The organism is Sedimentibacter acidaminivorans (assembly GCF_017873955.1).
Taxonomy (GTDB): domain Bacteria; phylum Bacillota; class Clostridia; order Tissierellales; family Sedimentibacteraceae; genus Sedimentibacter; species Sedimentibacter acidaminivorans.
On the sequence record NZ_JAGGKS010000002.1, the window covers coordinates 199,936 to 224,470 of the forward strand.

The window sequence follows — 24,535 nt, forward strand, 5'->3', positions numbered from 1 at the left end:
TACCAAATAATTATATAGCAGGTATATCTTTATAAGATTGTCTTAATAATTTAATTTCTTCTCCATGACCAAATAAGTCATTTGGAGTTTCTAAAAAGAATGGTAAATTACGCAATTTAGGGTGATTAATGATTTTAACAATAGCATCATAACCAATATGACCTTCTCCAATTATTTCATGTCTGTCCTTATGACTCTCAAAAGGATTTTTACTATCATTTAAATGAATCGCATATAACTTATCAAGTCCAATAATTCTATCAAACTCATTTAACACTCCATCTAAATTTTTTACTATATCGTAGCCAGCATCATACACGTGGCATGTATCAAGACACACTCCTATTTTATTAGAAAGCAACACGCCATCGATTATCTCTTTTAATTCTTCAAATGTCCGCCCAATTTCTGTTCCTTTTCCAGACATTGTTTCAAGTAAAACAATTGTTGATTGTTCAGGTTTTAATATTTTATTAAGTGCATCAACAATGAATTTTATTCCTGTTTCTACGCCCTGCTTTACATGACTTCCTGGATGAAAATTGTAATAATTATTAGGTAATAATTCCAATCTTTTCAAATCGTCTTCCAATACCTCTAAAGCAAACTCTCTAGTTCTTTCATCGGCAGAACAAATATTTAGTGTATATGGTGCATGCCCTAATATTTTAGCAAAATTATTTTCTTTCATTAATTTTAGTAACTTTTCAACATCATTTATATCAATATTTTTTGCTTTACTTCCTCTTGGATTGCGAGTAAAAAACTGAAATGTATTAGCTTTTATTTCAAGGGCATCCTTCCCCATTGCTTCAAATCCATTTGATATTGATAAATGACAACCTATTTTTAGCATATACTTCCTCCGTTACTCTTTCTTCTTTAAAAACTCCCACTTTGTTTCAGATGTTAGTATTCCTATAAATATTATTATACAACCTATAAGCATGATTATTGTAAAAGGATCGTTTAAAAAAATCACAGACAAAAGAGTTCCAAAAACTGATTCTAGACAAAGTAGTATTGATGTTTTCATTTCTGATATATACTTTTGACACAACACCTGTATTCCATATGCTATAATTGTACAAAAAACAGTCAAATAAATCACTGATAGTATTCCCATTAAAGGAAACTCTGTTGGAAGAGGTTCTAAAACCAACGAAAATCCAAGTCCGATTATTCCAGCTATTATTGTTTGCAAAAATGTTAATATTATTGGATCCATCCTTTTAACTAGATATCCAATTACAGCAATGTGCGCAGCATATAAAAACGAACTAAATATAGTAATCAAGTCACCTTTATTAAAACCGCCTGGGCCATTTACTGTGAGTAAATAAATACCAATGAGTGTTAAAATAGCTGCAACAAAATTATATATATCCGGCTTTTTTTTGTATACTATCCAATATAAAAACGGTACAATAATTACATATAAAGCAGCAAGAAATGATTGCTTTGCTGGTGCGGTATATTGAAGTCCTACAATTTGTATCAAATATGCAAAATAAAATATTACACCGCAAAGTGCTCCGCCTAGTAGCTGTTGTTTTGTAATAGAAAATATCCTTTTATTCAAATAAATTCCTATTATAATTCCACCTAATAAATATCTCGACATGGCAAGAAATAGCGGTGAATAATATGTTAATGCAACTTTTCCAATTGGAAAAGAACTACCCCATATCAAAGCTGTCATAAGTAGACCAATTTCATAAATTAACTCTTTTCTATTTGGTTTTTTTGATAACTTGTTATCCAATATAAGCACCCCTTAATTAATAATATTTCATACATTTAATGTATTATATACATAGTATCAAAAATGACGATAATTTACAATACAATTATCGTCATAAAATATTAATCTATATTGCTGATTTTAGAACAGCCTCTATCTTATCTAAACTTGGTACTCCTTCATGAATCTTAACTCCATCAACATAGAAAGTGGGTACATAATAATAATCATGAGTCTCTGCAATATGTGCATTTTTTGATTCTTCAATTTTTTCAATTTGAACGTTTTCGTACTCTGGTTTCTTTTCCTTTAATACGTCTATCATTTTAAATGCTTTTTTACAATGTGGACAGCCCTCTAAATAAAACATAGTTACTTTTTTCATTTATTCTACTTCCTTTCATATTTATTTTAAAATGACAAAATATAATCATTTTAAATACGGAGTAAATCTTTCTTTTTTTCTAATATTTCATCAATTCTAAAACTATACTCTTTTAATCCTTTAAAATTGTAAACTGGTTCATGCCTATTACTATCTATGAAAATTTTGCTAGATACTCCTGCACCGCATGCAAGAATTGTCTCTATTTCCTCAATTATAACTATATTGTATATACTTTCTTTATCATTGATGGTGTAACCAATATTCTCTAGGTTTCCTTTAATATTCTTTTGTCTATATAAATAATATGGCTTATAACCGAAATTTGCACATTTTTCATCAACTACATCATGCATAGATTTTAACAATCTATATTCTTTAGAAAATTGCTGAAGATTATTCTGTTTTAAAGCAGAACCTTTTTTGTAAGACAAAGAATGAACGGTAATATTTGCTGGATGAAGCTTTATTATTTCATTAATTGTATATTCTGTGTCTTTTTCATCTTCACCTGGCAATCCTAATATTATATCCATATTTATAGAATTAAAACCTATACTTTTAGCGAGATTATATTTTTCGCGTACATCATCTACACTGTGTTCTCTTCCTATAGCTTTCAGTGTATCATATTTCATAGTTTGTGGATTTATACTTATTCTACTAACATAATTACTTTTTAAACATATTAACTTTTCTTTTGTTATAGTATCAGGTCTTCCAGCTTCAAAAGTTATCTCATTGATTCTTGATAAATCATAATATTTTTTAATTGTATCAAATATTCTATTAATTTGTTTTTCATTAAGAACAGATGGAGTTCCTCCTCCAATATAAATAGAATTTAAATTTAAATTTTTTTTCAAAGAAAATTCAATTGTTTTTTCTATCTCATACAGCAGAGTATCTAAATACTTATCTATTTGAAAATCTTGGCATTTTACATATGATGTAAAAGAACAATAACTACATTTAGAAGGGCAAAATGGTATCCCTATATAAAGATTATAATTTTTTATATTACTATTTTTATTAATATGTTTTTCTTCTATTTTTAAGACTTCCCATAAAAGCTTTATCTTATCTAAAGAAACCTCGTATGTATTTTCTAATATATAATTTATTTCTTCATCCGATTTGCCAGATTCTTTAGCCACAAATAAAATTTTAACAGGTCTTACTCCTGTTAAAATTCCATAGTCTGGTTTTATATTATAATACTTTTTCATAACTTGGTGCATAGATTTAACAACCAAAGTTTTTTTTAATTTCTTCTCATTTTCTTTTTCTAAGACTATTTCTTTACTACTAAACTTAGATTCAAATAATAATTCATTATGGTAATACAACTTTGCATATCCAATATATTCATCATCATTATTTTCTAAAATAGAAAGCAATCCTATACCCGTATTGCTTTTTAGTTTACTTTCATGCTTTATTTCATACTCAATATTTAAATCAAATACCCTTAATTCATTCCTTAATTCATATTCATAATTATGTCCTACAAAATAAAAACTGAACATTTTATCTCCTAAATTTTAAAATTACTAGCTTCGAATAAACGGATTTCCTATTTTTTCTGACTCTATTGTAGTTGGAGAATTATGACCTGGATATACAATTGTCTCATCATCATATTTAAATATTTTATTTCTTATTGAATCAATTATTTGGTCAAATGATCCTCCTGGAAAATCAGTTCTTCCAATTGACCTATTAAAAAGTGTATCGCCTGTCATCATTATATTTTCAACTTTAATAGATATTCCACCTGGAGTGTGCCCTGGTGTATGAATTATTTCAAATTCTAAATCTCCAAGAATAATTTTATCTCCATCTTTAACCTTTACATCTGGATTAATAGTAACTTCTTTACTAAATAACACCTTAGTAAGATTAATATTACTATCAACCAGCGCCTTAGCATCATCTTCATGAATGTATACTGGAATATGATACTTTTCAATAAACTCTAAAACAGCACCTATGTGGTCACCATGAGCATGAGTTAATATTATCATCTTTGGAGTAACTTCTAATTCTTTTATTTTTCCATCTATTTTATTAAATTCTGCTCCTGGATCTATGATTGCTGCTTCCTTCGTTTTTTCACTACCTAAAATATAACAATTTGACATATAAGATCCTACTGTTATAGCTTCAAATATCATAATTTCCTCCTAAAATGTTTTTTTGCTATCTAATAAGATTGTAACTGGGCCATCATTTACAAGCTCAACTTGCATATCGGCACCAAACTTACCAGAAGTTGTTTTAATCCCTTGATCTTTCATATTTTGTATGAATTTTTCATAAAGGGGTATTGCTTTGTCTGGACGTGCAGCAGCTATAAAGCTAGGTCTACGTCCTTTTCTCGCATCGCCGTGCAAAGTAAATTGTGATACTACTAGAATACTACCACCTACATCTAATAGACTCATATTCATTTTATCATTTTCATCTTCAAAAATTCTTAAATTCACAACTTTATCACACATATATTCCAAATCTTTTTCGTCATCATTGTCTTCTACGCTAAGTAACAATAATATTCCATGGTCTATAGAACCAGTTATTTCATTATCTACTGTAACCTTTGCTCGTTTTACCCTTTGTACTACGCCTCGCATTGATTCACCTACTCTTTACTTCTTAGTTCTAAAAACTTCTAATACACCATCAAGTTTTTTTATTTTTTTAATTAAATCAACTAGTTGTTTTGTTTCATTTATCTCAAAAGCAATATCAATAATTGCTATTTTTTCTTTGTTAATCCTTAAATTTAAAGATGTTGCATTAAGCTTTGCTTCAGCATACAAGCCTGTTAGATCTTGCAAAAGCTTAGGTCTATCTAAAGCTTTAATTTGTAATTCACTAACAAATGTTACTTGTTTTCCCGTGTCCCACTCGACTTCAATGAATCTTTCATCTTCTGAACCATTCAAATCATGTATGTTGGTACAATCAGCTCTATGAACAGAAACACCTCTACCTCTTGTAATAAAACCTACAATTGCATCTCCAGGTACAGGATTACAACATTTTGAAAATCTTATTTTAATATTATCTACACCCTTAATTACAACACCAGATGCATGTTTATCTGATTTATTTGAATATTTTTCTGGTATTTCACTATTTTTTTCAAGATTCTGTATTCTTTCTAATTCAATTTTATCTTTATTTTTTTCTATATAAATTTGTTTTAACCTATTTACAACTTGATTTTCAGTAATTCCACCATTTCCTACAGCAGCATACAAGTTACTTGAAGTATACATGTTGTATTTATCTGCAACTACTTTAACCCAATCTTCTTTAAGCAAATCTGAAACTAAAAACCCTTGTTTTTTTATTTCTCTTTCAATTTGCTCTTTACCTTTATCAACATTAAAGTCTTTATCTTTATCTTTAAAAAATTTTCTAATTTTAGCCTTTGCTTGACTACTTGCTACAATTTTTAACCAATCCTTACTGGGTCCTATACTTGATTGTGAAGTTAAAATCTCAACTTGATTTCCTGTTCTTAACTTTGTATCCAATGGAACAATCCTACCATTAACTTTAGCTCCAACACATTTGTTTCCTATAGCGCTATGTACTCTATATGCAAAGTCAATTGGAGTTGAACCCTTCGGTATATTAACAACTTCACCATTAGGCGTAAAAACAAACACTTCATCTGAATATAAATCTATTTTTAATGACTCCATAAATTCTTGAGGATCATTAGTTTCTTGCTGCCACTCAAGCATTTGTCTTAGCCAATTTAATTTTTCATCAAAATTGTTTTCTTCACTAATTCCTTCTTTATACTTCCAGTGAGCAGCAATACCATATTCAGCCGTTCTATGCATTTCTAAAGTTCTAATCTGAATTTCAAATGGTTCTCCATCAGGTCCTATAACAGTAGTATGGAGAGATTGGTACATGTTAGGTTTAGGCATCGCAATATAATCTTTAAATCTACCAGGTATAGGTTTCCAAAGTGTATGAACAGTACCTAAAGATCCATAACAATCCTTAATATTGTCTACTATTATCCTAACTGCAATCAAATCATATATTTGATCAAACGACTTGTTTTTAAAATACATTTTTTTATATATGCTATATAAACTTTTTGGTCTACCCTTTATATCCGCTTCGATTCCAGCCTCAGTCAATTTCTCTGACATAACTGAAATTATTTGATTTATATACTCTTTACGCTTCTCATTTTTTTCTTTAATTTTCTTTAAAAGGTCATCATAGCCTTGAGGATCAATGAATTGTAAGCTTAAATCTTCTAATTCCCATTTAATAGATGCCATACCTAACCTATTAGCTATAGGCGCATATATTTCAATTGTTTCAATTGCTTTCTGTTTTTGTTTTTCTGGTGACATGTATTCTAGGGTTCTAATATTATGCAAACGATCTGCAAGTTTAATTATTACTACCCTAATATCCTTAGACATAGCAATAATCATTTTTCTAAGAGATTCGGCTTGTCTTTCCTCTTTGTTTCTGTACTTTACTTTGCTTAATTTGGTAACACCATCAACCATATTAGCAATTTCATCGCCAAATTCTTTTTTTATCTCTTCATAAGTTATTCCTGTATCTTCTACAACATCATGCAAAAAACCCGCAGCAATAGTAGCTACATCTACATGTAGATCAGCCAAAATCAGAGCGACATTATATGGGTGAATAAAATATCTCTCACCCGAAAGTCTTATTTGAGCATTTGTGTGAGCTGATTCAGCAAAGTTATAAGCTTTAATTACAACATCTACATCAGCATTAGGATTATATGATTTAATTTGTTTGATAATATTTTCTAACATTTTAGCCACCACTATTCTAGTTAAAGATTAATAATAATTTTAATTATATTTTACAAGAGACTCCACTCTATATTTTGAAAGTTTTTCTCTACCTCTCAAATCCATTAATTCAATTAGAAACCCAAGCCCTACTACCTCTCCACCAAGCTGTTCAACAAGCTTAGCAGCTGCTACCATAGTTCCACCAGTAGCTAACAAATCATCAATTATTAAAACTTTTTGACCTGGTTTTATAGAATCCTTGTGTATTTCCAAAGAATCTTTGCCATATTCTAATTCATACTCATATTTTATTGATTCGGCTGGTAGTTTACCAGGTTTTCTAACAGGTACAAAACCTGTTCCCAATAAATATGCAAGAGGTGTTGCAAATATAAATCCTCTTGACTCAGGTCCAACAATTATGTCAACATGTAAATCTTTAAACTTATCCGCCATTTGATTTATACATTGTTTTAATCCTTCTGCATCTTGAAGCAATGTTGTTATATCCTTAAAACTTATTCCATCTGTTGGAAACCCTTCAATCACTCTAATTTTATTTTTTAAGTCCATTTTACCCTCCGAATTATATAAAAAATCATATATATATATATCAAATTACTTTTTATTTCTTAATATATAAGATGTCTTCTTTTAAAACATATTCAATACTTTCATCTTTTCTCAATATGCAAATTACCTCTTCTTCGGTAGTTTTTATATTGTATAAATTATTTAATTTTTCTACAAATCTAAATATATCCGTTTTAATGATTTTTGATTTAGATTTATTAATTACTGAATTAATTATTTTCACTTTATTTTCGTCTATATCACAATCAAGTTTGTTTTTTTCTTCAACATTTATTAAAACTAATTGCAATTTTTTATTGCCTCTAAATTCATTTTCAGTAATTGAAACAATCAAAGATGATGGCTTAGTTAAAATTTTTTCCAATAATCCAATTTTGCCAAATCCAATGACTGGAATATCATTATTATAACCTTCAACTTTAAAACTTAAATGATTACCTATTTTTCCTACTCTCCTTAAATCCTTAACAACAACATTTTCAATAGCAAAAATAGGTTTATGATTGCCATGTCCAAAAGGTTCAAATTTATATATTTCATCATAAAGCCTATAAGTTATATCTTTACTTTCAATATAAGAATCTACATCTAATTCTTTATACTCTAACTCATTTAATGCAATTTTATCAATATATTTATTCAATTCATTATAAAGCTGATTGATATTTTCAATATTTAAAGTTAATCCTGCCGCTAGTTTATGTCCACCATACTTAGATAAATATTGTTCAGAACTTTTCAGTGCCTCATAAATATTTAAATAATCTAAACTTCTAGCTGAACCTTTTCCAATTCCTTCTTTAACAGAAATCACAATAGAAGGCTTTTCATATTTTTCTGTTATTTTTGATGAAACAATTCCAAGAACTCCTTCATGCCAATTTTCACCATACACAACAATTATGTTTTTTTTGTATAAATAATCCTCTTCAATTTTATTTATAGCTTCGTTAAAAATCTCTGATTCAGTTTGCTTTCTATATAAATTTAATCTTTCTAATTCTTCAGCTAAATATTCTGCTTCATTTTCATCTTCAGTAAGCATTAATCTTATAGCTTTTATAGCCGAACTCATCCTACCAGCAGCATTTATTCTAGGTGCTAATATATACCCAATGTGATATGATTCAATAATTTTATCAACAATTCCAGCTTTTTCAATAAGTTTTTTTAAACCAATGATTTTTGTATCATTAATTAACTTTAAACCGTTATAAGTAATTATTCTATTATCGCCTATTAAGTCCACTATATCTGCAATTGTGCCAAGACATGCTAATTCTAAAAGTTTATTTTCTACATCTGTTATATTAAGAAAACTATTTAAATGCTTCAAAAATTTAAAAGACAGTCCGGCTGCACATAACTGCTTGTTTTTAGACGGACAATCCTTTTGTTTAGGATTTATTACTGCATATGCAGCTGGTAACAAATCACCACATTGATGATGATCCAAAATAATAACTTCTTTACTTAAATTATTTATTTCATTTATTGTATTAACCTCTGCTATTCCACAATCTACAGTAATCAATAAATCCATTTTTATTTCATCTTTTGTAATCTTCTCTATAAAATCACGACTTATGCCATAACCCTCATTTTCTCTTTCAGGAACATAATACGAAACAACTGCTCCTGCTTTTTTCAAGAGGATTACAAATTGACTTATTGATGTAACACCATCAACATCATAATCACCATAAATTAATATTCTTTCTTTATTATTTATAGCTTCAATAATCCTTTTGCAGCCCTTCTCTAAATCTTTATATATTTTAGCATCTTCAAAAAAATTAAAGTTTGGATAAAGAAATTCATTTATTTCCTCAACTGTTCTTAATTTTCTATTTAAAAGAATTCTAGAAGAAATATGAGTTAAATTAAACTTTTTGCTTATTAGTTCTATTTCTTCATCATTATAATTTTTAACTATTGGCTTTACTTTTTTCATCATTTAATTCTGAACCAGCACCTTCTACAACTACTTTCTCAATTACAGATTCATTATTTTTTAATTTTTCTGAAAGATTAGAAATCTTATCTGCCTGTAAATTGTTTTTTTCCTGAAGCTCCAAAACTTTTAAGGAAAGAGCATTGTTATTATTTTTAAGAGTTTGAATTTCCGTATCCATCATTTTAGTACTATTTTCATACTGAATTTTTTCATTTTCAAATACTTTAATTTTATTTTTTAGTTCCTTTGATTCCGACACCTTTTTTACCTGTCTAAACGCACCGAGCGCTAATACTATAATAGCACCAATTATAAGGCAAACCATCATAACTACAGCTAAAGGAGTTTTTAACTGAAAGAAAAACAAATCGACTACTACTAAAGCTCCGTTTTGAATAGCAAAAATAGCAACAATAATCGAAATAATTAATACAAGAATAAAACCAAGTTGCATAGTTACTCTCCTTTCTAAGGGAAATATTTTTATTAGGTACATTATACTACACTTTAATATATATTTACCACTGTTTTTTAATTTAAAACCATAATTATTAAATTTTGAAATTATACTTCATCTTGAAGCTTAGCTTTTATCATTATAGAACATTCTATTCTCTTTTTTTCTAGTTCACAACCTACATTGTACGGAACTTTGAAGTCATTATTAAAATTATATGCATTTGCATGACATCCACCACTGCAATAATATTTTGCCCAACACTCCTTGCATGTAGGTTTATCATTTACGGAAACATTTCTAAACTTATCAACTATTAACTCATTAGTTATTCCATCATTTACATTACCTATTATAAATTCAGTTTCTCCAACAAATTGATGACATGGATAAAAATCTCCCTCTGGTGTTACTGCTATATATTCAGTTCCTGCACCGCATCCAACTGAACGCTTATATATACATGGACCACCATCTAATTCAATATTAAAATGGAAAAAACTGAACTTTTTGTCTTTATCCTTATAATCATTTACATACATTTTCGCAAGTTTTTCGTATTCTTCTTTTAATGTATTTACATGTTCTTCCGTCAAAGCATATTTTTCTTCAGGTTTTGTAACAACCGGTTCAACGGAAATATGCTCAAACCCTAACTCTCTCATATGCTTTACATCTTCAGAAAAATCAAGATTGTATGCAGTATAAGTACCACGTGCGAAGTAGTCCTTTTCTTTTCTATTGGCAACTAATTTTTTGAAATTATTAACTATAACATCATAGCTACCCTTATCATTCAAAGTTTTTCTCATTTTATCATTAACTGATTTTCTTCCATCAATACTTAAAACTACATTGTCCATATTCTCGTTAATGTATTTAATTATTTCATCATCAAGCAGAACCCCATTTGTAGTGATAGTAAATCTAAACCTTTTATTATTATCTTTTTCTAAAGACCTTGCATAATCAACAAGCTTTTTTATTACATCAAAGTTCATTAAAGGCTCTCCACCAAAAAAATCAACCTCAAGATTAACTCTGCTGCCAGAATTTTTCACAAGGTAATCAAAAGCTTTCTGACCTACTTCATAGCTCATTAAACTTCTTTGGCCTTTAAAATTACCCTGCGATGCAAAACAATATTCACATTTTAGATTGCAATCATGAGCCATGTTTAAACACATCGCCTTAACTACAGGTTTAATTTTATTTTTTATTACTATTTCTTCTGTATAGAGCTGTTTGTTTTCTATTAGATATTTTATTTCAGAAATAGCTTCATCAACCGTAACTTGTCCATATTTATTATAAATATCCTGGATTTTATCAATAGATTTAAACCCTTCATCCACTAATAAATCATATATAATTTCATCTACTATATGAACTAAACCACTGTTTGTGTCTACTACTCCATACACGTCATCAACTTTAAATACATGTATCATTTAATTTATTCCTCCAAATTTTTTATATATACTTATTAAAAATAATCCTACAAACTAAAAAAGTAGTGGCTTTAGCCACTACAAATTTATTTATTCTCGCACTTTTGATTTCCTACTGTACAAGAAGTTTTGCATGCTGATTGACAAGAAGTTTGGCATTCTCCGCAACCCTTCACGCTGATATTTTCTGTTAATTTTGTTTTGTTTAATGTTTTAATATGTATCATCATATACCTCCTAAATCAACTTTATAAATTATAGCATTTTTGGAAGTCATTTAAAAGTATTTTTTTTATTTTTTTAAATTAACGCCAATAACACCTCCGAGTATTGAAATTGGAAGATATATTAAGTGCATAAGCATGCTCATATCAGTAGAATTGTTTAATAATAACCTAAATAAAGAAACAACTGCAAAATATACTACCCATATCTCCACACCTCTTATAAGCCCTCTCTCATGAGTACTCCTTGCATACAATAAAGACGTGATAAAAATACAAAGTGGAATAAGAATACTATATCCCATTTCAATAGATTGATTATTTGAGAAAAAGTATAAATAAACTGTAAGCATTAAAAATGTAACCAATATCATAATAATTAAATATAACGAATATTTCAACAATGATCCTATTTTCATAACATAGACCCCCCTAAATTATTACATTATATTTATATTCAAAAAACATAAAAAAAGAACATTAATTTAAATATCCATTATATTAAAATTTTTAATAAATTATCTTTACAAGAAAAAATACAAATGATATAATTTCAATAACAACCATTAATGGTATATAATACTAAAGGGGAGTAGTTTTAAATTTTTAGTCAACATGCATGAATTATTTTAATAATTCTGGCTAAAAATCTGCCTAGGTAACAAGACTTTTAGTATATTTTTTATTATTTGATAAAAGATATACTAGAAGTCTTTTTTTTAACTACAATGTTATAAATTTTAAAACAATAAGGAGAGTAAAAAAATGTACTATCAAAAAAGTATAAAAGATACATATTTAAAAACTGAAACAAATCAAAGTACAGGTTTATCTAAAGAAGAAGCAAAAAAGCGATATGAAGAAAGTGGACCAAATGCTTTAGTAGAGAAAAAACCAAAAACTAAAATCGCTATGTTTATATCACAATTAAAAGATACAATGATCTACATACTATTTGCAGCAGCAACTGTTTCAGCTATTTTAGGAGAATTTAGTGATTCAGTAATAATTTTAATCGTAGTTCTATTAAATGCAACTATAGGCATGATTCAAGAATCAAAGGCAGAACAAGCACTCGAAGCTTTAAAAAAGCTCTCAAGTCCATTTGCTGCTTTAAGACGTGATGGAAAGATTATAGAAGTTCCTGCTACAGAACTAGTTGTTGGTGATATTGTTTTATTAGAAGCAGGTCGAATCATTCCAGCAGATTTAAGACTTATATCATCTATAAACTTAAAAATTGAAGAATCTGCACTAACTGGAGAATCTGTTCCATCAGAAAAAGATTGCAAATATATTGCAACTGAAGAAATTGGTGTTGGAGACCAAATCAATATGGCATTCTCATCTACTAGTGTAGCTTATGGTAGAGGTGAGGGTATCGTTGTTCACACGGGAATGAACACTGAAATTGGTAAGATTGCAACATTAATAAGCCAATCATCAGACGAAATGACTCCTCTCCAAAAAAGACTTGAAGATTTAGGAAAACTTCTTGGTATTTTAGCAATAGTTATATGCGTTGCAATGTTTGGAATTGCCGTTTTTCAAAAACGTGATATAGTTGAAATGCTTTTAACTGCTATTTCATTGGCCGTTGCAGCTGTTCCAGAAGGTTTACCAGCAATAGTAACAATAGTTTTAGCTCTTGGTGTTCAAAGAATGGTAAAGGTAAACACAATAGTAAGGAAATTACCATCAGTCGAGACTTTAGGTGCAGTAAGTATAGTTTGTTCAGACAAAACAGGTACACTTACACAAAATAAAATGACAGTTACAAAAATCTATTTAAATAATCAACTTAAAGATGTAAATGAACTATCTTTGGATAAAGATGATTTATTTATAAATGGATTTGTACTTTGTAATGATGCATCTACAGATAATGGCTCCAGAATTGGTGACCCAACAGAAATTGCCCTTTTAGATATGGGTACTAAAGTAAATGTAACAAAAGAAGGGCTTGAAACTAGCAACCCTAGAATAAATGAACAATCATTTGATTCAACTCGTAAAATGATGACAACTGTACATAAAACTCAAAACGACAAAATTATTAGTTACACCAAAGGAGCAATGGATATAATTCTTGAAAGGTGTAACAAAATTATACTTAACGGAAAAATCGAAAATATAAATCAAAATCATATAAAAAATATTAAAGATGCTGCTACTGAAATGGCAAGAGGTGCGTTGAGAGTTTTAGCTTTAGCTATAAAAGAAGATGATGATTCTGCTACTGAAGAAAATCTTGTTTTTACAGGTTTAGTTGGAATGATAGATCCTCCACGTCCTGAAGCTAAAGATGCTGTTAGTGTATTTAAAAGTGCTGGCATAAAAACAATTATGATTACTGGCGACCACAAAGACACCGCTCTAGCTATAGCAGAAGAACTTGGAATTGCAGATAGTGAAACACAATGCATAACAGGTAGTGAGCTAAATGACCTAACTCAAGAAGAACTAAATCAAAAAGTAAGCAATCTCCGTGTTTTTGCTCGTGTATCGCCTGAAAATAAAGTTATGATTGTAAAAGCTTTTAAAGCCCATGGTAATATAGTATCAATGACAGGCGATGGAGTTAATGATGCTCCTTCTCTAAAAACTGCCGACATTGGAGTGGCGATGGGTATAACTGGTACAGATGTTGCCAAAGGAGCAGCTGACATGGTTCTTACAGACGATAACTTTGCAACTATTGAACGCGCTGTTGCAGAAGGTAGAAATATTTATGAAAATATAAAGAAAACAGTATTATTCCTCCTTTCAGCAAACTTTGGAGAAGTTATATCCATGTTTACAGCAATTGTTGTAGGTTTAGCAGCGCCACTTCAAGCTATACATATCCTTTGGGTTAATTTAATAACAGATTCACTTCCAGCACTAGCACTTGGTGTTGACACCAAAGACAAAGATATAATGAGGTTGAAACCTAGAGACCCTAAAGAAAGCTTATTTGCAAATGGTGGAATGATTTTTACACTTTACAATGGTTTAATGATTGCATTTATTACATTAGGAGCATTTCTATATTTTCCTATACAACATCTTATTGCAGATGGAACTCAAGTAACATTAGCTTCCATAAAAACAATGCTATTAAGTCCTAATGATATTATGCACGCACAGACATATGCTTTTATAACCCTCGGTACATCACAATTATTTCATGCTATAGGAATGCGAAACACAAATAAATCCTTATTTAAAATGAATCATTTTGATAACAAAGCTATGATTTTAGCATTTGTAACAGGTTTAGCTCTTCAAGTAGCGGTTACTGAAGTTCCTATTTTAATAGAAGTTTTTGAAACGGTACAACTTTCATTAACAGAATGGATAGACTTGTTGCTATTATCAATGGTACCATTAGTATCACATGAACTTGTTGTATTAGTAAAAACTATTATTAGAAAAACTAATAAATAATATGAAAAAAAGGAGCTAGCACATATAAGCTTTGCTCCTTTTATTATAGCTATTCTTAATCTTCTTTTTTATCTTCAGTTACTTCAGGTAATTCTTCTACAACTTCGTCAGCTTTAGACCCTTTTCCCTTTTTAGTAACACTACCTATTGCCCATTTTGAGAAATTGATTCTTTGTTTTCCATAAGTCATTTCTAAAGTTACTAATTCTTCATTTACCTTAACAACTTTACCATGGATTCCACCAATTGTGATGACTTCATCACCTTGAGATAGGCTATCTCTCATAGCTCTTACTTCTTTGTCCTTTTTTTTCTGCGGTCTAATCATTAAAAAGTACATAGCACCAAATAAAACGACCATCATAACTATACTTGTTAATTGTTGTGGCATAGTTCCTCCTAAAATTTAATTAATCTTGTCTAATATCCATAATTTTCATAAAACTCTTTTTTAAAGTTAATGAAATTATTTTCCTCAATACTTATTCTAATACGTTTCATCAAATTAATCAAGAAAAATAAATTGTGAATTGTGGCAAGCCTTGCCCCTAAAATCTCATTTTCATTGAAAAGATGCCTCATGTACGCTTTAGAATAATTTCTGCAAGTATAACAGTTGCAATTTGAGTCTATTGGCGAAAAATCTCGCTTATACTTTGCATTCTTGATTGTAACCTGACCTTTACTTGTTATAAAGGCCCCATTTCTAGCCATTCTAGTAGGCAATACACAATCTGCCATATCAATACCTCTTTCAACTGCTTCAAAAAGGTAGTCAGGGCTTCCTACTCCCATAAGATATCTAGGTTTATCCTTAGGAAGCAATTCTACAGTGTAATCCATTACTTCACACATCAAATCTCTAGGTTCACCAACACTCAAGCCACCTATACCATAACCTGGGAAATCAAGTTCAGTAAGTTGCTTTACACTTTCTTTTCTTAAATCCTCATACATGCTTCCTTGAACTATCCCAAACAAAGCTTGATTTTCAGTATTCTTATGGTATTCCTTACATCTTTTAGCCCATCTAGTAGTCCTTTCCATAGAATTTTTAGCATATTCATATGTTGCAGGATATGGAACACATTCATCAAATGCCATCATAATATCAGAACCAAGGCTATTTTGTATTTCCATAGATTTTTCCGGACTTATAAAATGTTTAGAGCCATCAACATGGGATCTAAATTCAACACCTTCTTCAGTAATTTTTCTTAAATTTCCAAGACTAAAAACTTGAAAACCACCACTGTCAGTTAGTATTGGTCTGTCCCAATTCATAAATTTGTGCAAACCACCAGCCTCTTCTATTAAATCATGACCTGGTCTAAGATACAAATGATATGTATTGCCCAATATTATTTGAGCTTCTATATCTTTTAATTCTTCTGGAGTCATTGCCTTTACTGTTGCCTTTGTACCAACAGGCATAAATATTGGTGTCTCAATATCTCCATGATTAGTGTGTATCTTGCCAAGTCTAGCTTTACATTCCGAAGATTCCTTTATTAATTCAAATTCAAACATAATTCACCTACTTTTTATTTTATTATCATTGCATCACCAAAACTGAAAAACCTGTATTTATTTTTAACAGCCTCATTGTATGCATTCATTATATTTTCTTTACCTGCCAAAGCGCTTACAAGCATAATGAGCGTAGATTCAGGCAGATGAAAATTTGTAATGAGTGAATCTACTACTTTAAAACTATATCCTGGATAAATGAATATATCAGTCCATCCATTTTGCGCTCTTACTAATCCTTTGTCATCTCCAATAGTTTCCAATGTTCTTGTACTGGTGGTACCAACGGAAATAACTTTTTTTCCATCAAGTTTAGCCTTATTTATTTTTTCTGCTTCACCTTCTGATAGTTCATAATATTCAGAATGCATTTTATGTTCTAGAATATACTCTGACTTAACTGGCCTAAATGTCCCTAACCCAACATGTAAAGTTAATTTTGCAATAATTACGCCCTTCTCTTCTATCATTTTTATAACTTCATCATTAAAATGTAACCCTGCCGTTGGAGCCGCCGCAGAACCTGGATTAGCAGCGTAAATAGTCTGATATCTATTTTTATCTTCTAATTTTTCATGTATGTATGGAGGCAGAGGCATTTCGCCTAGTTGGTCCAAAATTTCTTCAAATATACCTTCAAATTCAAACTCTATTATTCTATTTCCATCATCATGAACATCAGTTATTTTTCCTAAGAGCAAGTTATCTTTAAAAATCAGCTCTGCTCCTACTTTTGCTTTTTTTCCTGGTTTAACAAGTGTTTCCCACTTTTTATCATCAATTCTTTTCAATAACAACAACTCGATGACAGCGCCTGTGTCTTTTCTCACTCCAAACAACCTAGCTGGTAAAACTTTAGTATCATTAATAACAATACAATCACCTTCATTTAGATAGTCAACCACATCATAAAAATGTTTATGTTCTATTTCACCAGTAGATTTGTCCAAAACTAATAACCTAGAATGATCCCTATCCTGTAATGGCGTTTGTGCTATAAGTTCTTCTGGTAAATCATAGTAAAAATCACTTGTTTTCGAATTTATTTCTATCATTTAATTGTAACTCCAGTATAATAATATTTTAGTATTTCTTCATATGTAAAACCTTGCGTTGCCATTTCCTTTGCTCCATATTGGCTCATACCAATGCCATGTCCCCAACCTCTACCACTGAAATTGTACTCAGATGTATCATTATCTTGAATTGATATTCCTGATTTACTAATAAAGGCTGTACTATTTTTATTTACACTTGCAGTTTTTGTACTTGAAATTAAATATTTCCCATCAATATTGCCTGTATCTAATACTGTAGATGGATTAATTTCCTCATAAGAACTATCTAATTCTTCATCATCTAAATCAACAATAACATCTAATATACTACTACCAGTATTCTCTTCTTTTTGCATAATAACATTCTTACTTAATTCTGCAAATGATTCATTGGTAAAATAAAAAAAGTTGCTATTTTTAGTTGTAAACCATGAACTTAATAAAAAGTCATAACCGAGAACCCTTCTTACATTTTCTTTCTTATATGTAATTTTACCAATATCAGTTAGAAATATGCACTCCAAAACCCTGTAATTCTCAGAAACTTTAGATATTTCAATACCATAGAGATCATTTATATCATTACCATCATCTTGAAGTTTCCCAATAATATAATCCTTTGTAGCAACCTTATTCCACTCAGTTTGTGGAGAAATATTAGAATATTCATCCTGTACACCTCGTAAGTAAGGTAACGCTTCAAACCAAATATTTTCAGAGTTTTCCGTACTTCCACCACTAGATGAATGAAAAAATGCCTTAATTAATTTATCATCATAGTATATCTTTTGTCCTTTAGTATCGTCAACCGCCTTATTAATATCTTCATATTCACTAGCATATCCTCTATAAACCTGACTATCTTGATTATCCTCTAGATCGTAACCATAATTTGACTTATAATCTAAGCATGACATGGCATACGTCCTAGCAGCTAATACTTGAGCCTTAATAGCCTCAATTGGCCATGACGGAATAATTTCATTTGGAACAACTCCATATAAATAGCCTTCTATATCTACATAATTTATAGATATAAGCTTTGATTCATCAATTATATAAAATCCCATCATTCCTCTAAATGGTTTTTTATCAATACTTATCATATTGAATGATAAATTGCTGTTATATGATGTAAAATAAATATTATAATTATTACTATACATAAATGCAATATTATTTTCGCTATTATAGACAACAATATTTTTATTTATACCACAAAGTATTTCGCTATCTAAATTGTTATTATTAAGTTTATTAATAGTATCAATAGCTGTATTTTCATCCACATAAGAACCAACGGTTATTTCATATCGTTCACCATTGTAATATGGATAAAAACATAAATCAATACTTTTTTCCAGGTTTCTTATCTCTACTTGAGTTTCCTCAAATGTAGAAAATTGCTTATTCTTTAATTTTACATGATAAGGACCAGTTGTTGGGTTTTTTAATTGTACATTTAAATTACTATCATAATATGTGTCTAATAAGAAATTAAGTTCTGTATCTAATTGAAATAGTTCAACTAATTCATTGCCATTTTTCTCATAAACATGAATATTATCATATCCTTTTAGCATTGCATGCTCATTATAACCTCTAGGCGATCTAATCCTTACCCTAACATAAGTATCTGCATCTAACCCAAAGCATGTACCTATGGAAAACATCAATAAAACAACAACAATTATAAAGCCTTTAGCAATTTTTTTCATCTCTTCACCCTTCATAATTCATGCTTATTTGATTACTATTTTCATCTTTAGCCTTATTTACATGTTTATATCCTAATTCAGTTACAATTCTACCTCTAGGCGTTCTATTTATAAAACCTATTTGTAACAAATAGGGTTCATAAACATCTTCAATTGTACCCTTTTCTTCTCCTATAGATGCTGCAAGGGTTTCTAGTCCAACGGGACCACCTTTATAATAATCTATTATTGTATTTAATATTCTTCTATCTAATTTATCCAATCCCGTTCCATCTATTTCTAACATTTTAAGAGCTTTATCCGCTGTTTGAGTATCTATTATACCATCACCTTTAACTATGGCATAATCCCTAACTCTTTTTAAAAGTCTGTTAGCAATTCTCGGTGTACCCCTTGACCTTCTTGCAATTTCTTCTGCACCAGTTTCATTAATTTGTATATTAATTATACCAGCAGATCTTAAAATTATTTTTTTCAAATCCTCTGCATTATAAAAATCAAGGTTACACATTACACCAAACCTATCTCTAAGTGGTGAAGCAAGCATACCAGCTCTGGTTGTAGCTCCTATCAGAGTGAACTTAGGCAAATCAAGTCTAATAGACCTTGCAGATGGACCTTTTCCTATAATTATATCAAGAGCATAATCTTCTAGTGCTGGATACATTATTTCTTCAACACTTTTATTTAATCTATGTATTTCATCTATAAACAAAACATCATTTTCATTTAAATTGGTAAGTATGGCCGCTAAATCACCAGGGCGCTCAATTGCAGGTCCTGAAGTAACTCTAATATTCACACCCATTTCATTAGAAATAATATTAGCTAAAGTTGTTTTACCAAGACCAGGAGGCCCGGACAACAATACATGGTCTAAAGGCTGATTTCTCATTTTAGCAGACTCTATAAATATATCCAAAGTTTCCTTTACCTTATCTTGACCTATGTAGTTCGCTAACTTTTGTGGGCGCAGACCTAATTCAATATCCTCTTCCCCTTCATTAAGGGTACTTACGATAATTTCATTTTCTCTATCTATCATTATTCCACCCTAACTGTTAATATTTTTTAATAATTCCATAATTATTTCATTTTCCGACTTGCCCTTAATATCAATATTCTCCAGGGCTTTTTTTGCTTCAAACTGAGTAAAACCTAAAGCAACTAATGCATTTATTACATCTGATGAAGATTCTTTATCACTACTTGTTGTTGATACATATTCATCTAATAAATAATCATCTTTATCTAATGATTCTATAGTTCCTACTTTATCTTTTAACTCAAGAATTATTTTACTTGCAGTTTTCTTTCCTATTCCTGGCACCTTAGACATCTTAGTTGAATCATCTTTTAATATTATTGCTTTTATAGTATTAGTATCATATGTTGACAATATTGAAAGACCTGCCTTTGGACCTACTCCGCTAACTGAAATTAGCTTTTTAAACATATCAATTTCTTCCTGCTTTAAAAATCCAAAAAGGGAAAGAATATCTTCTCTAACATGCATATAGGTATATATTAATAATTTTTCACCTTCTTTTACCATATTTAAAGTACTAAAAGAAGTATTTATAAAGTAACCTATGCCATTATTCTCAACTATTAAATAATCTAGACCCTTTTTTACTATTTCACCTTTTATAAAACTTATCATAAGATACTACCCTCATTTACTTTCTAATATTTCTCTATTTTAAATTTATTTGCGAATTTTAACGAATGTGCATGGCAAATAGCAGCAGCTAATCCATCTGCCACATCATCGGGTTTTGGTACTTCATCAAGTTTTAATATTACTTTAACCATTTCTTGAACCTGTCTCTTTTCAGCCCTTCCATAGCCAACTATTCCCTGCTTTATTTGCAATGGTGTATATTCATAAAGTGGAATACTTTGGTTTACAGCTGCTAATAAGTGTACGCCTCTAGCTTGTGCTACAGCTATTGCAGTTTTAACATTCTTATTATAAAAAAGTTCTTCAATAGACACAGCTTCAGGCTTGTACTTTTCAAATAGTTCAGTATAGCTATCATAAATTATCTTTAACCTATTTGGAAATTCCTCACAGCTATTTGTTATGACTGCACCATATTCAAGAACTTCAAATTTATTTCCTATGTAATTAACTACTCCATATCCCGAAATTGCAAGACCTGGATCAATTCCAAATATTATCATATTAGTCCTTTTATTAGATTTATTAATTGTCTAATTTTTCCTTATAGTTCTGTAATTTATTCAACAATTGCAGTTTAATTATATCATAACTTTACTATTTTGTTAAGAAAAACTTATTTAACAAGTAACAAAGGCTGCATTTGCAGCCTTTATTGTTTATAATATTATTTTATCTATCATTTCACATAGTCTTTCTATAACCAAATCTGTTATTTCTTTTCCAAGCTCTATGCTTGCCTTCGTAGAATCTCCTAATGCCCCATTTTCAGAAACTTCATAAAAATCCCAATACACTCCACCATCTTTTACAATTCCTTTATCTTTATATTTGCTTTCTTTTTTTATTTTTCCTTTTTCCAATGCTTCCTCTTTTACGAGCCATGGAGCTAAATACCAACTTTGTGATGTTTCTGCTTCGCAAGCATGCCCCCTTATCTTTGAGCAGTTTTTTTCATCTAACAAATCTTTTACTACTCCCGAACCAACTCCTGACCAATATGCATCTATATTATACTCCATTTTTATCTTTGTTATTGCTGTGCCTAATGCAAATCTATTTCCTCCATGCCCTGTAAGATACAATATTTTATTTATACCATGCTGTTTCAAACTCCATGCAATATCCATTAAAATTGAAATATATGTATCCGGTCGCAATGTAATTGTACCAGGAAATTTCATGTGATGAGGAGATATACCATATCCAACAGGTGGACAAATCAATGCATCACTTCCATATTTCTCTCCTAGCATTTTAGCTATTTCGTATGCTCTAACCGTATCTGTAGCGAATGTTGTATTTGGCCCATGTTGCTCATAAGAACCAGTAGGTACTAATGCTACTTTTACATCATTTATATACTTATTTAACTCTACCCATGTTAATTCTTCTAAAATTAATGCTTTCATTTTACTTCCTTTCAGTTTTTATTTTAGCCATATCCTCATGAATTTTTATTTTTATGCAAATGACAAAGTACAAAATGCCCCTTTTCAATTTCAACTTGCTGTGGCTGTTCCTTTTTACATATTTCCATACATTTTACACACCTTGGATGAAAGCTGCAGCCATTAGGTTTATCTACAGGATTTGGTGCTTCCCCTTTTATATTTTGTAAACTTATTTTAAAGTCTGGATCAGGATTAGGCACTGCTTCTAACAAAGCTTCTGTATATGGATGAAATCTTTTTTTGATTAGTTGTTCCGTAGGTGCGATTTCAACAATTTTACCTAAATACATTACAGCAGTATAATCACTTATATACCTTATTAAAGAAAGATCATGTGATATACAAATAGCAGCTAAGTTTCTTTCTTTTATCATTTTTCTTAATAAACTTAATATTCCTGCTCTTATAGACACGTCAAGCATTGATACCGGCTCATCAGCTATAAGTAATGAAGGATTTAATATTAATGCTCTTGCTATTGCCACTCTTTGTCTTTGTCCTCCACTCATTTCATGCGGATATCTCTCCAAATATGTTTGTGCTGGTTTTAAACCGACTTCTTCAAGTATATCTTCAGCTATTTTCAATTGTTCTTTATAATTACTACCTATTTTATGTATAATTAATGGTTCAATTAATACATCTTTAATTTTAAATCTTGGATTTAAAGATTCATAAGGATCTTGGAATATCATTTGAGCTTTTTTCCTAAAGGCTTTTAACTGTTTACGTTTGAAAGCAGTAATATCAGTACCTTCGCATATTATTTTTCCTTCTGTTGGTTTATAAAGTCCTAAAAGAAGTTTAGCTGTAGTGGTTTTTCCACATCCTGATTCCCCAACTAAGCCTAACGTTTCACCTGGTTTTATTTTTAAATTTATATTATCTACAGCTTTAAGAATTTTTTCTTCTGCAACTATTTTATTATTTTTAACTTTTACATTAAAATCTTTTCTTATATTATTTGCCTCTAAGATATACCTGCTATCTTGTAAACTACTCATATTGTCACTCCTTAATGTTTTCTTGCAACCATGTTTCTTGTTTACTTGCAAGCACTCTTAATTTTTCTCTTTCTTCTTCACGATGACAATAGAAGAAACCTTCTTCTATATTAGTTTTTTTAGGGTTTTCCTGTGAACATTTTTCTATTGAAAATGGACATCTATCTTTAAACCTACAGCCTTTTATTTCATTAAGTAGATTCGGTGGAATGCCAGGTATTGAAATGAGGTCGTTTTTCTCCCCAACAAGGCTTGGAAATGCATTTTTCAATCCCATAGTATACGGATGATTAGGTTCTTTAAAAACTTGATTTACTTCTCCATATTCAACTATTTTACCACCATACATTACCGCTACTTTTGTACAGGTTTGTGCGATTACTGACATATCATGAGTTACAAGTATCATAGAACCTTGATAATTTTCTAATAGTTTGTTTATTCTTTCTAGTATCTGGGATTGAACTATTACATCTAAGGCTGTCGTTGGTTCATCTGCTATTATAATCTTAGGATTTAAAGCTAGTGCCATAGCAATTATTGCTCTTTGTTTCATGCCTCCACTATATTGATGTGGATAATCATTTAATCTTCCTTTTTCTAATCCTACAAGTTCAAACAATTCTTCTGCTCTTTTATATGCATCTTCTTTTGATATTTCTTTATGAGCTTGAATAGCTTCAACTATTTGCCAACTAATTTTATAAACAGGATTCAAAGAGTTCATCGCACTTTGAGTAATCATGGAAATATCTTTCCACCTTTTTTTTCTCATTTCATCTTTTGTTAGTTTTAATAGATTTTCATTTTCGAAAAATATTTCTCCTTCAGCAACAGTTCCATTTTGAGGCAATAGTCCAATTATACTTTTAATGAGAGTGGTTTTTCCGCATCCTGATTCTCCAACCAAACCTAATATTTCTCCATCTTCTATACTTAGACATATTTTATCTACAGCTCTTATATTTCCTTCTATAGTTTTATAATCTATACTTACGTTATTCAATTCTAATAGTTTCATAGTAA

Annotated in this window: 24 protein-coding genes; 1 reads left to right on the top strand and 23 read right to left on the bottom strand. The window is 29.9% G+C overall.

Going from position 1 to position 24,535, the window contains the following annotated elements:
- Positions 1 to 10: 10 nt before the first annotated feature.
- The 13 genes from J2Z76_RS04230 to J2Z76_RS04290 form a co-directional block, all read right to left on the bottom strand.
- Complete coding sequence (locus J2Z76_RS04230; RefSeq protein WP_209510757.1) at positions 11 to 856, bottom strand: deoxyribonuclease IV; 846 nt, start codon at positions 854 to 856, stop codon at positions 11 to 13.
- Between the two features lie 12 nt (positions 857 to 868).
- On the bottom strand, positions 869 to 1,765 hold the full coding sequence (locus J2Z76_RS04235; RefSeq protein WP_209510758.1) for a DMT family transporter: 897 nt from the start codon (positions 1,763 to 1,765) through the stop codon (positions 869 to 871).
- Positions 1,766 to 1,871: 106 nt separating this feature from the next.
- A complete protein-coding gene (locus tag J2Z76_RS04240) occupies positions 1,872 to 2,129 on the bottom strand; it encodes a glutaredoxin family protein (protein ID WP_209510759.1) in 258 nt (85 codons plus the stop codon).
- Positions 2,130 to 2,179: 50 nt separating this feature from the next.
- A complete protein-coding gene (gene hemZ / locus J2Z76_RS04245) occupies positions 2,180 to 3,658 on the bottom strand; it encodes a coproporphyrinogen dehydrogenase HemZ (protein WP_209510760.1) in 1,479 nt (492 codons plus the stop codon).
- Positions 3,659 to 3,682: 24 nt separating this feature from the next.
- Positions 3,683 to 4,306, bottom strand: coding sequence for an MBL fold metallo-hydrolase (locus J2Z76_RS04250; RefSeq protein ID WP_209510761.1), 624 nt, complete (start codon positions 4,304 to 4,306; stop codon positions 3,683 to 3,685).
- A 9-nt stretch (positions 4,307 to 4,315) separates the two neighbouring features.
- Entirely contained in the window at positions 4,316 to 4,765 is a 450-nt protein-coding gene (gene dtd / locus J2Z76_RS04255) for a D-aminoacyl-tRNA deacylase (protein ID WP_209510762.1), read from the bottom strand.
- A 15-nt stretch (positions 4,766 to 4,780) separates the two neighbouring features.
- Complete coding sequence (locus tag J2Z76_RS04260; RefSeq protein ID WP_245210317.1) at positions 4,781 to 6,967, bottom strand: RelA/SpoT family protein; 2,187 nt, start codon at positions 6,965 to 6,967, stop codon at positions 4,781 to 4,783.
- A 39-nt stretch (positions 6,968 to 7,006) separates the two neighbouring features.
- A complete protein-coding gene (locus tag J2Z76_RS04265; protein WP_209510763.1) occupies positions 7,007 to 7,522 on the bottom strand; it encodes an adenine phosphoribosyltransferase in 516 nt (171 codons plus the stop codon).
- 52 nt (positions 7,523 to 7,574) lie between these two features.
- Positions 7,575 to 9,497 carry a single-stranded-DNA-specific exonuclease RecJ gene (gene recJ / locus J2Z76_RS04270; RefSeq protein ID WP_209510764.1) on the bottom strand — a complete coding sequence of 641 codons (1,923 nt, stop codon included), beginning with the start codon at positions 9,495 to 9,497 and terminating at the stop codon, positions 7,575 to 7,577.
- Positions 9,472 to 9,954 carry a LapA family protein gene (locus J2Z76_RS04275; RefSeq protein ID WP_209510765.1) on the bottom strand — a complete coding sequence of 161 codons (483 nt, stop codon included), beginning with the start codon at positions 9,952 to 9,954 and terminating at the stop codon, positions 9,472 to 9,474. The genes recJ and J2Z76_RS04275 overlap by 26 nt, the downstream gene beginning before the upstream one ends.
- 110 nt (positions 9,955 to 10,064) lie before the next feature.
- Positions 10,065 to 11,408, bottom strand: a complete 1,344-nt coding sequence (gene scfB, locus J2Z76_RS04280; protein ID WP_209510766.1) for a thioether cross-link-forming SCIFF peptide maturase — start codon at positions 11,406 to 11,408, stop codon at positions 10,065 to 10,067.
- Positions 11,409 to 11,494: 86 nt separating this feature from the next.
- A complete protein-coding gene (gene scfA / locus J2Z76_RS04285) occupies positions 11,495 to 11,635 on the bottom strand; it encodes a six-cysteine ranthipeptide SCIFF (RefSeq protein WP_209510767.1) in 141 nt (46 codons plus the stop codon).
- Between the two features lie 65 nt (positions 11,636 to 11,700).
- Entirely contained in the window at positions 11,701 to 12,051 is a 351-nt protein-coding gene (locus J2Z76_RS04290) for a TIGR04086 family membrane protein (protein ID WP_209510768.1), read from the bottom strand.
- A 346-nt stretch (positions 12,052 to 12,397) separates the two neighbouring features.
- Here J2Z76_RS04290 and J2Z76_RS04295 point away from each other — a divergent pair, with 346 nt between their 5' ends.
- Complete coding sequence (locus tag J2Z76_RS04295) at positions 12,398 to 15,061, top strand: cation-translocating P-type ATPase (RefSeq protein ID WP_209510769.1); 2,664 nt, start codon at positions 12,398 to 12,400, stop codon at positions 15,059 to 15,061.
- 55 nt (positions 15,062 to 15,116) lie between these two features.
- Here J2Z76_RS04295 and yajC read toward each other — a convergent pair whose 3' ends face one another.
- The 10 genes from yajC to J2Z76_RS04345 all read right to left on the bottom strand — a co-directional run bounded on the left by yajC (position 15,117) and on the right by J2Z76_RS04345 (position 24,530).
- Positions 15,117 to 15,452, bottom strand: a complete 336-nt coding sequence (gene yajC, locus J2Z76_RS04300) for a preprotein translocase subunit YajC (protein ID WP_209510770.1) — start codon at positions 15,450 to 15,452, stop codon at positions 15,117 to 15,119.
- A 29-nt stretch (positions 15,453 to 15,481) separates the two neighbouring features.
- Positions 15,482 to 16,591: a tRNA guanosine(34) transglycosylase Tgt gene (tgt, locus tag J2Z76_RS04305; protein WP_209510771.1), complete on the bottom strand. Its 1,110-nt coding sequence runs from the start codon at positions 16,589 to 16,591 to the stop codon at positions 15,482 to 15,484.
- A gap of 14 nt (positions 16,592 to 16,605) precedes the next feature.
- A complete protein-coding gene (gene queA, locus J2Z76_RS04310) occupies positions 16,606 to 17,646 on the bottom strand; it encodes a tRNA preQ1(34) S-adenosylmethionine ribosyltransferase-isomerase QueA (RefSeq protein ID WP_209510772.1) in 1,041 nt (346 codons plus the stop codon).
- Complete coding sequence (locus tag J2Z76_RS04315; protein ID WP_209510773.1) at positions 17,643 to 19,382, bottom strand: SpoIID/LytB domain-containing protein; 1,740 nt, start codon at positions 19,380 to 19,382, stop codon at positions 17,643 to 17,645. The genes queA and J2Z76_RS04315 overlap by 4 nt, the downstream gene beginning before the upstream one ends.
- Positions 19,372 to 20,412: a Holliday junction branch migration DNA helicase RuvB gene (gene ruvB / locus J2Z76_RS04320; RefSeq protein WP_209510774.1), complete on the bottom strand. Its 1,041-nt coding sequence runs from the start codon at positions 20,410 to 20,412 to the stop codon at positions 19,372 to 19,374. The genes J2Z76_RS04315 and ruvB overlap by 11 nt, the downstream gene beginning before the upstream one ends.
- 9 nt (positions 20,413 to 20,421) lie before the next feature.
- Entirely contained in the window at positions 20,422 to 21,030 is a 609-nt protein-coding gene (gene ruvA, locus J2Z76_RS04325; RefSeq protein WP_209510775.1) for a Holliday junction branch migration protein RuvA, read from the bottom strand.
- A 23-nt stretch (positions 21,031 to 21,053) separates the two neighbouring features.
- Entirely contained in the window at positions 21,054 to 21,554 is a 501-nt protein-coding gene (gene ruvC / locus J2Z76_RS04330) for a crossover junction endodeoxyribonuclease RuvC (protein WP_209510776.1), read from the bottom strand.
- A gap of 156 nt (positions 21,555 to 21,710) precedes the next feature.
- Positions 21,711 to 22,463 carry a creatininase family protein gene (locus tag J2Z76_RS04335; protein WP_209510777.1) on the bottom strand — a complete coding sequence of 251 codons (753 nt, stop codon included), beginning with the start codon at positions 22,461 to 22,463 and terminating at the stop codon, positions 21,711 to 21,713.
- A 35-nt stretch (positions 22,464 to 22,498) separates the two neighbouring features.
- Entirely contained in the window at positions 22,499 to 23,509 is a 1,011-nt protein-coding gene (locus J2Z76_RS04340; protein ID WP_209510778.1) for an ABC transporter ATP-binding protein, read from the bottom strand.
- A 4-nt stretch (positions 23,510 to 23,513) separates the two neighbouring features.
- Positions 23,514 to 24,530 carry an ABC transporter ATP-binding protein gene (locus J2Z76_RS04345; protein WP_209510779.1) on the bottom strand — a complete coding sequence of 339 codons (1,017 nt, stop codon included), beginning with the start codon at positions 24,528 to 24,530 and terminating at the stop codon, positions 23,514 to 23,516.
- Between the last annotated feature and the right edge of the window lie 5 nt (positions 24,531 to 24,535).